Source organism: Streptomyces peucetius, assembly GCF_025854275.1.
Lineage (GTDB): Bacteria > Actinomycetota > Actinomycetes > Streptomycetales > Streptomycetaceae > Streptomyces > Streptomyces peucetius_A.
Map to the genome: position 1 here is coordinate 5506794 of NZ_CP107567.1, position 13121 is coordinate 5519914.

Annotated in this window: 5 protein-coding genes and 1 pseudogene; 3 read left to right on the forward strand and 3 right to left on the reverse strand. The window is 67.2% G+C overall.

Translation table 11 applies throughout. The annotated features are described in order from the left end of the window. Positions 1 to 7: 7 nt before the first annotated feature. The 3 genes from OGH68_RS25445 (at position 8) to OGH68_RS25455 (ending at position 11150) form a co-directional block, all read left to right on the forward strand. Positions 8 to 3658, forward strand: a complete 3651-nt coding sequence (locus OGH68_RS25445; RefSeq protein ID WP_264247289.1) for a LamG domain-containing protein — start codon at positions 8 to 10, stop codon at positions 3656 to 3658. Positions 3659 to 3808: 150 nt separating this feature from the next. Then, positions 3809 to 10693 (forward strand): polymorphic toxin-type HINT domain-containing protein, encoded by a 6885-nt coding sequence (locus OGH68_RS25450; protein ID WP_264247290.1) that lies wholly within the window; start codon positions 3809 to 3811, stop codon positions 10691 to 10693. Position 10694: 1 nt separating this feature from the next. Further along, a complete protein-coding gene (locus OGH68_RS25455) occupies positions 10695 to 11150 on the forward strand; it encodes an SUKH-3 domain-containing protein (protein ID WP_264247291.1) in 456 nt (151 codons plus the stop codon). Between the two features lie 124 nt (positions 11151 to 11274). Here OGH68_RS25455 and OGH68_RS25460 read toward each other — a convergent pair whose 3' ends face one another. The 3 genes and pseudogenes from OGH68_RS25460 to OGH68_RS25470 form a co-directional block, all read right to left on the reverse strand. Beyond that, a complete protein-coding gene (locus OGH68_RS25460; protein WP_264247292.1) occupies positions 11275 to 12531 on the reverse strand; it encodes a tyrosine-type recombinase/integrase in 1257 nt (418 codons plus the stop codon). Further along, positions 12528 to 12713, reverse strand: a complete 186-nt coding sequence (locus OGH68_RS25465) for a helix-turn-helix domain-containing protein (protein ID WP_264247294.1) — start codon at positions 12711 to 12713, stop codon at positions 12528 to 12530. Before OGH68_RS25465 ends, OGH68_RS25460 begins: the two co-directional genes overlap by 4 nt. Beyond that, positions 12706 to 13101: pseudogene (locus OGH68_RS25470) on the reverse strand (replication initiator); the annotation flags it as partial. The pseudogene OGH68_RS25470 and the gene OGH68_RS25465, both read right to left, overlap by 8 nt. Between the last annotated feature and the right edge of the window lie 20 nt (positions 13102 to 13121).

Below are 13121 nucleotides of genomic sequence, written 5' to 3' on the forward strand. Positions count from 1 at the left end.
CGGGCGGATGTCCAGACGAATACGGGGCGGCCTCGTGCTACGCGGCGCGCTCGCCGCGGTGGCGGCGAGCGCCGTGCTGACGGGAGGCTTCAACCCCCTCCCGGACGACTTCGCAGGGAATGCTCCTGCACCGGACCAGTCGGCGGTCGGCATCGGCACACCCGTGCAGACGGAGGCCGAGGCCCTCACGGTGGCGCAGAAGAGCGGCAAGAAGATCGAGATCCTCGGTATGCGCACCGCACGCCGGGAGATCTTCGCCGAGCCCGACGGGACCTTCACCGCCCGCCAGTACACCAACCCGATCCGTACGTTCCAGGACGGCGGCTGGGTCGACATCGACAAGACCTTGATGCGGCGGGCCGACGGCACCGTGGGGCCCAAGGCGATCGCCGTAGCCCTGTCCTTCTCGGATGGCACTGCCGGCGAGCCGTTCGTCACCATGAACCAGGCCGGCCGTGAGCTCGCGCTGACCTGGCCGTACGGCAAGCTGCCCGCCCCCGTGCTCGAAGGCGAAACAGCCACGTACAAGGACGCACTGCCAGGGATCGACCTGGTCGTACGGGCCGAGGCCGACGGCTTCGGCCATCTCCTTGTCGTCAGAACCCCCGAAGCAGCGGCCGATCCCAGACTGGCGAGGGTCGACCTGGGCCTGCAGACGGATGGACTCACCATGAAGGAGAACGCCTCCGGCGCGCTCCTGGCCGAGGACGCCGCTGTCGGCGGCACCGTGTTCGAGGCCGGCAAGCCTGTGATGTGGGACTCGGCAGCCGTCAAGGAGGCCGCCGCCAGGGCTCAGGGCCCGAAGGCCGTTTCCAAAGCGCTCGCCGCAGCATCGGCGGAAGCGGCTCCCGCACCCATTGTCGCGCCGAGGGCCGCACTTGCCGGCCCGGGCGGCGGCGGCAGGACGACACCGCTGGGCATCGAGCTCGGCGAGGGAAAGTTGTCACTCGTCCCCGACCAGAATCTTCTCAAGGACAAGGACACTGTCTTCCCGGTCGTCATCGACCCGATCGAGCGCACGACCTCACGCGCCGCGTGGACCGGCGTGATGTCCGGCTACCCCGGCGAACAGGACTGGAAGTACTCGGGAAGCGCGGGCGTGGGCAAGTGCCCGACCGACTACAGTCCGGTCTCCTGCAACGGTGTCGGGGTGCGGCGCCTGCTGTTTACGATGCCGATGTCGTTCTACAAGGACAAGCAAATTCTTGGAGCGACGTTCTCCGCGCGGATCGACCACATCTACAGCGCCACGCCGACCGCCGAGTCGATCCGGCTGTACCGCATCGGCGGCAAGAACTACAGCATCACGTCCTCCAGCGACTGGTCCAGCACCTCGGACGACTGGGACGACCACATCGGCACGGTCGACAAGGCGATCTCGCCGACAAGCTGCTCCAGCCAGGCAAACCTCCACTTCGAGGGCGGCTCCACCGGCGAGTTGACCACGGAAGTGAAGACGGCGGCGGCCGAAGGCTGGTCCTCGATGACGCTGGGGCTACGTGCGGGGGACGAGACCACCTTCCCCGGGTGGAAGCGCATCTGCGGCAACACCTACCTATCGATCAAGTACAACAACCTGCCGCGCAAAATCACCACCCTTTCCCAGAATCCGGGCGGTGTCTGCGAATCGGGCGCAGACCGGCCGTACAGCGAAGTCCCACCGCAGCTGCAGGCCATCGCGAGCGACCCCGACCACGACAACGGCAACACCGACAAGGTGAAGGTCCAATTCAAGGTGGACTGGACGGACCCGTTGACGAACGAGGCAAAGAGCTACACGTACCTGACGCCCACGTGGTTGTCCCCCACCTCCGGCACCAAGTTCGTGCACACCGTGAAGTCGACGATCCCGCAGAACACCGTCATCTACTGGAGCGCACGCGCCTACGACGGTGACGGCTACGGACCCTGGAGCTACGACGGCGACACCGTGCGGTGCGAGTTCGTCTACGACAAGACGATGCCGGGCGCACCGAGTGTCCTCTCCAAGCAATACCCGTCCGACACCGTCTACCACGACGGCGTCGGCACATACGGCAGCTTCACCTTCTCGCCCAACCCGAACGACCAGGCCGCCAACGCCGACGTGGTGAAGTACCGGTACGCCTTTGACAGTACGGCCACCCCGGCCACCACGGTCACCGCCTCCACGGCCGGCGGACCAGCCACCGTCACGTGGATGCCGACCAGACCGGGCCGGCACTGGGTCGACGTCATCGCCGTCGACAAGGCGGAGAACCCGAGCACCAAGGCACACTACGAGTTCCTGGTGACTGAGGGCACGCCCGTCGCTGCTCAGTGGAACTTCGCCGATGTGGCAGGCAGCACAGAGGCGCACGAAGAGACTGGCGTGTTCTCCGCGAACACCGGCACAGGCGTCGCCTTCGAGGCCGAAGGCCCTGGCGGCAAAGTGGACTCGGCCGCGCACTTCGACGGCTCCCCCGAGGCGTACGCCGACGTGAGCAAGACCGTGCTCGACACCTCCAAGGGCTTCAGCGTCAGCGCATGGGTACGCCCCAGCGGCACGCCCACCCGTGACATGGCGGTGGTCAGCCAGGACGGCACCGGCGAGCCCGGCTTCACCCTCGGCTACGACCACACAGCCGGTACCTGGGCGTTCTCCGTCCCCGTGACCGACGTCGAGTCCCTCGGCGAGTGGAAGGCGGTCGCCACCGGTGTCAGCGTGCTCCCCGACCAGTGGGTGTTGCTGACTGGCGTGTACGACGCGACCACGTCCGAGCTGCGGCTCTACGTCAACAAGGACTCCAAGGGCGTCGCTCAGCGCCGCTCCGTGTGGAGGTCCTACGGCCCGCTGCAGATCGGCCGCTCCACGGCCAAGAGCGGCTACCGGGACAACTTCGCCGGCGATCTTGCCGAAGTCCGCGTCTTCGACCGGGTGCTGCCCGCCGCACAGGTGGCGGAACTGATGACCGTCAAGCCGGAGCGCGAGAACTACTGGCAGCTCGACTCGGTGACCGAGGGAGATTCGCCGGACACCGGGACGGGGCAGGCACTGACCCTCGCGGGCGGCGCCAATGTGTTCATCCCACCGTCCGACGACCCCTACTACGGGGGCCCTTACCCGTTGGTCGGCGCCGGTCATCTGATGCTCGACGGCGACGGGGACTACGCATCGACGGCGACCCCGCCGGTCACCGGCGCGGTGGGCTTCACAGTGGCAGCACGCGTCAGGCTCACAACGCTCGATCCGGTCAAGTCCCAGACCGTGCTGTCGCTGCCGGGGTCTGCGGCGAACCGCCTCGCGGTTCGCTACCGGCCCGGCACGGACGCCGGAACGCCGTCGATGTGGGAGCTGGCGGTCGCCGAATCCGACTCGGCCACGGCACCGGTGAAGTCGTTCGCCGACGACCAGGTGCTCCCGGACACCGACCCGCAGGGGCAGCATCTGGCAGTCGTTTACGACGCGTTCGCCAACGAGATCCGGCTGTACGTGAACGGCATGCTCGCCGACCTCGCCCACGGGACGGACGACACGCTGTGGGCCGCCACTGGCGGTCTCCAAGTGGGCCGTTCCGCACTCAGCGCCGGCAGTGAGTATTTCGCGGGCGAGATCGACGAAGTCCGCGTCTACAGCGGAGCTGCGGACAAGATCGCGGTTCAGAAGATGGCCAACCCGATGTCCCTGCCGGACATGTGATCCCGACGGGCCGGTGGGCCGATCCCCGTGGCGGCCCACCCGCCCGTTACCTTCCCACCCCTCTACGTGCGGAGACACGTGATGCCATTTCGTGGCCGGTTGCTGAACCGGCGCATACCAGGGCGGTTGCTCGCAGCGACCGCTCTCGGCGTGACCATCGCCTTGACCGGCAGTACGGTCCAGGCCGTCCCCCTCACACAGGATCAAGCAGGCCGGGGTAGACCCGGCGTCCAGGACTTCGGCGACCCGGTGCAGGGCGTCGACGCCAAGGCCAAGTCACGCCCGCCCGACCCGGCCAGGAAGGCCGCCGTCACCGCACTCGACAAGCCGGTCTGGCCTGCCGGCGGCAGCGCCGAACTGTCCGTGGCGGCCTCCCCGCCGAAGACCGGGACCAAGGTCGGCGGCCTGCCCGTCTCGGTCTCCGCGGTGAAGTCGAAGCCGTCGAAGGCGGCCAGGACAGGAGCCGCCGCGGCCCCGTCCGCGCCCGCCAAGGTCAACGTGGACGTCCTTCCCTCCCGACGGGCCGCCGATCTTGGTGCGGGTGCGCTGCTGCGTGTCGAACGCGCCGACGACCGGGCCGAGAACGCCGCGGTTCGCCTCTCCGTCGACTACTCGGCCTTCGCCGAGGGTTACGGTGGCTCGTACGCCTCCCGGCTGCACCTCGTCCAGCTCCCGGCCTGTGCGACGGTCGCCACACCCGGCAGCAAGGCGTGCCCCGAGCTGCCGAAGCCGCTGCCGACGGTGAACGACGTCGAGGACCGCACCGTGTCCGCGACGGTCGTCGCCGCGCCCGCACCCGAGCCGGGTCCCTCGACCATGGCCGTCGAAGGCGCGCAGCTCGTCGCGCTCGCGGCCGGCCCCTCCTCGGCCCAGGGCACGTACAAGGCCACTCCGCTGTCCCCCTCGGCCAGCTGGAGCGTCGCCAACTCATCGGGTGGCTTCAGCTGGAGCTACCCGATGCGGACGGTGCCCACGCCGGGTGGCCAGTCCCCGAGCATCGGTCTCGGCTACTCATCACAGTCCGCCGACGGACGCACCTCGGTGACCAACAACCAGGGGTCCTGGGTCGGAGAGGGCTTCTCGTACGACCCGGGCTACATCGAGCGGCGTTACAAGCCGTGCTCCGACGACGGCCACTCCACTTCCGGTGAGCAGTGCTGGGCGTTCGACAACGCCTCGATCATGCTCAACGGCAGCTCGTCGGAGCTGATCAAGGACGACAAGACAGGGGAGTGGAAGTTCTCGTCCGACGACGGCACCAAGGTCGAGAAGGCCACCGGCGCGACGCACAACGGCGACAACGACGGCGAGCACTGGAAGGTCACCACCTCCGACGGTACCGAGTACTGGTTCGGGCTGAACCGCCTGCCCGGCTGGACCAGCGGCAAGGAGACGACGGGCTCCACCTGGACCGTCCCCGTCTTCGGTGACGACTCCGGCGAACCCTGCTACAACGCCACCTTCACCAGCGCCCACTGCAAGCAGGCGTGGCGCTGGAGCCTCGACTACGTCAAGGACACGCACGGCAACGTGATGTCCTACTTCTACGCTCCCGAGACGAACCACTACGCCTTGAACGGCAAGACGGACGTCAACGGCACCGCGTACCACCGGGGCGGTTACCTGAAGCGTGTCGACTACGGTCAGCGTGACGGTGCCGTGTACGCCGCCAAGGCGCCCGCCCGTGTCGTTTTCGAGGTCGCTGAACGCTGCCTGCCGACGGCGGACTTCGACTGCGCGGAGGCCAAGCGGACCGAGGCGAACGCCTCCCACTGGCCGGACACCCCTGTCGACCAGGAGTGCAAGGCGAACACGAAGTGCACCGTCGGCCAGACCTTCTGGACGACGAAGCGCCTGACCGGCATCACCACGCAGATGCGCAAGAGCGCAACCGAGTACCAGGATGTGGACGCGTGGACATTGACGCATCTGTTCACGGACAACGGTGACGACTCGAAGACTCTGTGGCTGACGAAGATCAACCACGAGGGACGGGTCGGTACCACGGCGAAACTGCCCACGCTGGAACTGTCCGGCGAGCAGCTCGCCAACCGGGTCGACGCCGTGGGCGACAACATCGCACCGTTCCACCGCTACCGGCTCGCCTCCGTCCTGAGCGAGACCGGGGCGCAGCTCGACATCAACTACGCACCGACCGAGTGCACCAAGGACGCGCTGCCCAAGCCGGGCGAGTCGACGAAGCGCTGCTACCCGGTCAAGTGGGCGCCCCCCGGCACCATCGAGCCCATCACGGACTGGTTCCACAAGTACGTGGTCGCCGAGATCGTCGAGACCGATCGCACCGGCGGCAGCGACTCGCTCGTCACCCGGTACAACTACAACGGTGACGCGGCCTGGCGCAAGGCCAAGCCGGACGGCATCACCGAGGACAAGTACCTCACGTGGGGCGGCTGGCAGGGCTACGGCAAGGTCACCGTCACCTCGGGCAGCGCCGACAAGCAGACCTCGCGGATCGACTACACGTATCTGCAGGGCATGGACGGCGACAAGAACGCGTCGGGCGGCACGCGTTCGGTGCAGGTCACGGACTCAACCGGAGTCACGTACACAGACTCGGAGGAGTTCACGGGCCACCAGCTCGAGGCACACACCTACGACGGGACCAAGCTGGTCTCCAAGGTGATCAACGAGCCGTGGAAGCACAACACGGCGACACAGACCCGCACCTGGGGCACCTCCCACTCGGTCATCGTCCGCTCCGACGTGGAACGCGGATACAGCCTCCTGTCCAACGGCGACTGGCGCGAGACGAAGAGCACCACGAAGTACGACACTGCGAACGGCACCGGCCGCGCGGTGGAGGTCGAGGACCTCGGCGACGTCTCCACGGCCGTCGACGACACCTGCACCCGCACCTGGTACGCGGACAATGCCGCCGCCAACATCCTCTCCCTGCCGTCGCGCAGTGAGGCCGTGGGTGTAAAGTGCTCGGTCACCCCGGACCGGAAGACCCAGGTCCATGCCGACGAGCGGACCTCGTACGACGGCAAGGCGTTCGGCGAGGCCCCGATTAAGGGCGACGCCACCAGGACCGAGCGCCTCACCGCCCACAACGGCACCACCGGCACGTACCAGGTCACCGGCACCACCACGTACGACGCCTTCGGTCGCCCGCTGTCCCAGACGGACGCTTCCGGGGCCGTGACCCGGACGGCGTACACCGATGTCAACGGCCTGATCTCGCAGACCAAGAACACCAATGCCCTCGGCCACGTCACGACCACCGACTACGCGCCCGCCTGGGGCATGTCGGCCGGTCAGACCGACCCGAACGGCAAGCGCACCGACCTGGCCTACGACGCCCTGGGCCGCCTGACGTCTGTCTGGCTGCCGGACCGGGCGAAGACCCAGACACCGAGCATCAAGTACTCGTACAACGTCCGCCGCGACAAGGTGACGGCGGTCAAGACGGAGAAGATCGAGAACGGTGGCTCGTACGGGGCCGAGTACCAGCTGTATGACAGCCTGCTGCGCCCGCGCCAGCTCCAGACGGAGGGCCCGGGCGGGACTCGCATGGTCGCGGACGCCTTCTACGACGGAACCGGTAAGGTCAAGAAGACCCATCTCACGTACAACGCGGCCAACCCTCCGTCGGACGAACTGCTGGAAGTCCACAACGGCGAGGTGGGCCAGCAGAGTTTGATGGAGTACGACGGCCTCGGCCGCCCGACGGCGCAGATCGTGGCCGTGTCGGGCGTCGAGCAGTGGCGGACCACCACCACGTACAACGGTGAGCGGACCACGGTCGACCCTCCGACGGGCGGCGTGCCCACCACCACCATCACGGACTTCGCGGGCAACACCAAGGAGATCTGGTACTACCGGGGCGATTCCCCGAACGGGCTGTCCGGCTACGACGTCACCAACTACACCTACACTCCGAAGAACCAGCTCAAGACGGTGACGGACGCCAAGGGCAACCAGTGGCGTTACGAATACGACCTGCTGGGCCGCAAGACGAAGAGCATCGACCCCGATGCGGGCACGTCCACGACGGTGTACGACGCGCTCGACCGTCCGGTGACGGCCACGGACAGCCGCGGCAAGAAGATCTCCACGGTCTACGACAAGCTCGGCCGCACCCTGTCCACGTGGCAGGGGGAGCCCACGACCGGCACCCGCCTCACGGAGACGCGCTACGACAAGGCAGGTCTTCTGGGGCACGCCTGGGCCGACATCAGCTACATCTCGCCGACGGAGTCGTTCGGCACCGTCATCATGACCTGGGACGACTTCTACCGTCCGCTGAAGACGAACTACGTGGTGCCCGCCTCGCAGGGGGCACTCGCCGGCTCGTACACCTTCACATCGGTCTACAACAGTGACGGCACCCTTCAGTCCACCGGTCTGCCTGCCGCGGGCGGCCTGCCGGCCGAAGTGCTCGTAAATGGCTACGACGAGCTGCAGCGCCCGACGACACTCACGGGCTCGACCCCGTATGTCACCAACACGATCTACTCCAACCAGAGCCATCTGCAGCAGCTGGAGCTGTCGACCGGTAGCGGCAAGAAGGTCTGGCAGACCTTCGACTACGAGACCGGCACCGATCGTCTGAAGCGCGTGGTGGTCGACGTCTACGGCGCGGCCGCACCGGCGAAGGAGGCGCACTACTCCTACGACCAGGCCGGCAACGTCCTTTCCATCGCGGACACGTCGAACGCTGCCTCGCCCGACGTGCAGTGCTTCGGCTACGACTCGCGCCAGCGCCTCGCCGAGGCGTGGAGCCCCGCCTCCACCGTGGCCGACGCCTCAGGAAGCGGCTCGATCGGTTCGGCGGCGCCAGTGGCAGGCAAGGGCCCGACGGCCTGCCAGGCCGCCCCGGGCGCGAACCCGCTCGGTGGGCCGGCTCCGTACTGGAAGTCGTACGTCACCGACGCCATCGGCAACCGGACGTCCGAGACGGTCCACGACGCAAGCCTCGACCCGACGAAGAACATCACCCGCACCTACAGCTACGGCGGCGCGGGAACCCTCGGTGACGGCCCGCACCAGCTGACCAAGGTCGTCGAGAACACCCCGACCGGCGATCGGCAGTCGACCTACGAGTACGACAACACCGGCAACACCACCAAGCGCACGATCGGCGGCGACGCCCAGGTGCTGGAGTGGACGGACACCGGCAAGCTCGCCAAGGCGACGGAGGCCGACGGGTCGGAGACGACCTATCTGTACGACAGCGGCGGCAACCGGGTCCAGCGCAAGGACCCGACGGGCACGACGGTGTACCTGCCCGGCATGGAGCTGAAGCTCTCGGCCGACGGCACCAAGGAGGAAGCCACCCGCTACTACTCGCACGCGGGCCAGACGGTCGCGGTGCGCACGAACGACGGCAAGGTGTCGTTCATCGCCTCCGACCACCACGGCACAGGTGAAGTCGCCATCGACGCCGCGACGGGCTCGATCTCGCAGCGCCGCTTCGACCCGTTTGGTGTCGAACGGGGCGAGGCGACCGGCACATGGCCGGGTGAGAAGGGCTATGTCGGCGGCACGATGGACAAGTCGACCGGGCTGACACATCTGGGCGCGCGCGAGTACGACGCGGTCATCGGCAGGTTCATTTCCGTCGACCCGATCATCGAACACACGCAGCCGCAGCAGATCAACGGCTACAACTACGCCAACAACTCCCCAGTGACCCATGCCGATCCGAGCGGCATGATCATTCCCGAGTGTCTCGAGGGTCGCATCGAGTGCAGTGGCGGACAGCCCGTACGCCCCGGCTCGATCGATGATGCGGACAAGGATGTCGATGACGCGGAGGACGAGCTAGCAGGGGCACAGGGCCAGCAGACTGCTGCCAAGCAGCGCATCAAGGCGGCAGGCAAGGCCCTGGTGCAGATCGCTCGGGACCTCCTGGGTGTCGACGCCGCCCTTGACTGTGTCTCCAGCGGCGACATGGGCGCCTGCGGCGAGACATTGCTCAACATCGCGGGCAGCTTCGCCGGCGGTATCGCGGGCAAGATCCTCGCCAAGTACGGCGCACCGTGGAACTGGGCTAAGGGCGCCAAACTCGCGAAGCGCGTCGTCGGCCTGGTGGGCGACCTGATAGGTGGCGTCAAGGACCTGTGGGCGGCCAACAAGGCGGTCAGCAAGGCCCAGGACGGTTTGGCCAAGGCGAAGGACGCCCTGGCGGCGGCCAAGGCGAAGGCAGCAGCCGCCCTGAAGAAGGGCAAGTGTCACAGCTTCCTGCCCGGCACGGAGGTCCTTCTCGCCGACGGCACGACCAAACCGATCGAGGACGTCGCACTCGGTGACAAGGTCACTGTCACCGACCCCGAAACCGGTGAGACGACCATCCGCGAGGTAGCGGGCACGATCGTCACCGAGGACGACAAGCACTTCGTCGACCTCACCATCACCGGTGCCTCGGGCATTCCTGAGGCATTGATTGCCACCACGACGCATCCGTTCTGGGTCGTGTCCAAGGGCGAGTGGATCGAGGCGGGCGACCTCCTCCGCGGCATGACTCTGCGCACCCCTGCGGGTGACATCGTCGAGGTGACGGACACGCGCCACTTTGACCAGCGTCAGCGCACCCATGATCTGACCATCACCGGTATCCACACGTACTATGTGCTCGCGGGGGCTACACCGGTCCTGGTTCACAATTGTGGTGGTGCGCTAGAGGGCGCTCAGGGAGTCGCTGATGCGTCAGCTTCCATTCGCCCTTCCGCAGCAAGGCCAGCGGTTGCGGAAGCGATTCAGTTGCCGAGTGGGCGGGTCATAGCGAGTGCCAGTGTTCGCGGAGCAACGGTTCGCATACACCCGGCCGTTCAGGCAGTCCTCAACACGGTTGCTCCCGGCGCCCGCGGCGTCGGTCATGGACAATGTGGGATGGCTGTATGTCTCTCGCAGGCGCTCTTTAGCGGAGAGAGCCCAATGGGAGCCGATGCGGCAGCAGTCCTGATCAGAGGCGACGTTGGTCACCCCAAGCACGGATTCCCGGTGGGCCCGTGTAATAGCTGCAAGGCTCTTTCTGAGCACTTCAACCTCAACTTCTTGACAGGTGACTAGGGTGAGTGAGCTATCCGAAGAGGCTGAGCGGGCACTCCTGCTCGCAGGTTGGACGCCTGGCCGGTGCGTTGATACATCGGCCTGGCGTGCCCGACTGGAGGACTCTGGATTCGTCATGCACGAGGCGGCCGAGAGCTTCCTCTCCGAATTTGGTGGCCTGTCTTTCGAGTACGGCGGTGATGGGATTTCGCGGGCGCGAGAAGCCTTCGAACTTGATCCACTACTCGCACTCGGCGAGGATGACAGATTTAGCGAGTGGGGTGAATTGACCGGGGTGACACTGTTCCCGATTGGTGAACTCGATCAGGGCAGGTACTTCCTTGGTCTCGATGAAGCGGGGACGATCTACCTTGTAGCCGATTGGCTCGCGCAGTTTGGTGTGGGCCTCAACGGGATGGAAAGTCTCATTCTGGGCGTCGCGCCAGAAGTGCTCTACGATTGCTATCCGCAACCTTGATTACCGGAGTTCGGCTCAAGGCCGTCATGGCTTATCGAGTTTGACGGAACGGTTGCAGCCAGAAGCCCGCCGGTTGATTTCCGGCGGGCTTCTGGGGTGTTTGACGGCAACGGTGACGGCAACGTCAGCGGACGGCTGCTGTCGGAGGTGAGTCGGCAGGGTGGTCGTCGAGAGCGTCGTTGAGGGTGTCGATGGCTTGACGTTGGAGGCGGAGCTTCACGTGGGCGTAGACGCCGGCGGTGACGCCTATGTGGGCGTGACCGAGGAGTTCTTTGATGACGACGAGGTCGACGCCCTGCTCCAGCAGCAGGGTGGCGGTCGAGTGTCGTAGGTCGTGGAAGCGGATGCGGCGGAGCCCTGCGCGGTCGAGGAGGCCGCGGAAGCGGCGGGTGAGGTTGGCGGGGTCGAGGGGGCCACCGGTGGGGGTGGTGAAGACGAGCCCTCGTTCCTTCCAGCCCGTTCCGGGGACGGCGCGCTCCTTCTCCTGGCGTTCCCGGTGGCTCTTCAACGACTGGACGCACCCCGTGGGCAGGGCGATGCGGCGTTCGGATGCGCGGGTCTTGGTGGGCAGGGCGGTCAGGCCGCTGGTGCGGGTGCGCTGGAGGGAGCGTCGGATGCTGGCGGTGCCTGCGTCGAGGTCGAGGTCTTCCCAGTGGAGGCCGAGGAGTTCGCCTTTGCGGAGGCCGGTGCGCAGGGCGAGTTCGTACAGCGCGTGCAGCCTGTCACCGCCCGCCGTATGGAGGAGCTGTCGGGCCTCGGCTGCTGTGAGGGGCTGGAAGCGTCTCGGGCGGGGTGCCACGGTCTTGACGTTCCGGGCGACGTTGCGGGGCAGCTCGTCCTCGCGGACGGCGTGTTCCAGAGCGGACTTCAGGACCGAGTGCACGTAGGTCACGGTCAGCGGCGACAGCACCTTGCGGCAGCACTGGTCGATGGTGCAGCAGCGCTTCCGGACGGTGTCCAGCCCCTGGGCGCAGCACTGGCAGGTGGTGCGGAGCCGGTCAAGGAAGGTTCGCACGTCCCGTGTGGTCAGGCGGGCGAGCTTCTTCCTGCCCAGCCCGGGGATGAGGTAGAGGCGGATGCAGGTGCCGTATCGAGTGTGCGTGTTCTCGCGGAGCTGATGGACGGCGACGCTGCCGAGCCAGTAGGCAAGGTACTCGCCCACAGTGCTGTCTGCTGTTGCGACGGGGAGACCGCGGTTGCTGTCTGCGATCTTCCCGGCGAGCTTGTCCGCAGCTTCCTTCCTGATGGTCCCGTAGACGCGCACGCGCTTGCGGCTGCCGTCGGCGGCGAGGACGTAGCCGGCGGCCTCCCAGCGTCCGTCCTTGCGCTGGTAGATGGTGCCCTCGCCGTTTGCGCGGGCCTTCCCCTTCGGGGCCGTCATCGGGCGGCCCCTTCCAGATGCAGCTGGATGTAGTCGGTGAGCGCGTGGACGGGGATGCGGCGGGCGCGGCCGATCGTGAGCGAGGCGAGACGGCGGCTGCGGATCAGGTTGTAGAGAGCGGATCGGCCGATCTTAAGGCGGGCCATCACTTCGGGCACGGTGAGGAGTTCGTCGTCACGCACGGGCCGTCACCGCCTCGGAGCGGGTGCCGCCGACGAGGCGGGCGAGTCGTTCGAGGTCGGGTGTGAAGCCGGTGCCGTCGAAGGCCCAGTGGGCGAGTACGAGAGTGGTCGCCTCGGGCGTGGGGGTGTGGCGGCGGTGCCAGGCGGCGCGGGCCTCGCGGAGTACGCCGAGGGTGGTGGAGTAGGTGCGGGTCTTCGTGGAGAAGTGGCCGCGGAAGCCGAGCATGTGGGCCCAGTTCCGCAATTTCAGGTGTTCGAGGTCGCGGCGGGCGCCGAGGGCCCAGGCGGTGCGGATCATGTGGGCCGCGTGGTCGGGAATGGTTTCCTGGCCGAGCTCGGCGATCAACTTCAGGCGGTGGTCGAGGGTGCCGGTCGCGCTTTCGGCGCCTCCCCCCGGGGAGTGGACAC

What these genes read in the sequence shown, in the direction of transcription:
- OGH68_RS25445 (WP_264247289.1), top strand. Translation starts at nt 8, where the DNA reads ATGTCCAGACGAATACGGGGCGGCCTCGTGCTACGCGGCGCGCTCGCC.
- OGH68_RS25460 (WP_264247292.1), bottom strand. Translation starts at nt 12,531, where the DNA reads ATGACGGCCCCGAAGGGGAAGGCCCGCGCAAACGGCGAGGGCACCATC.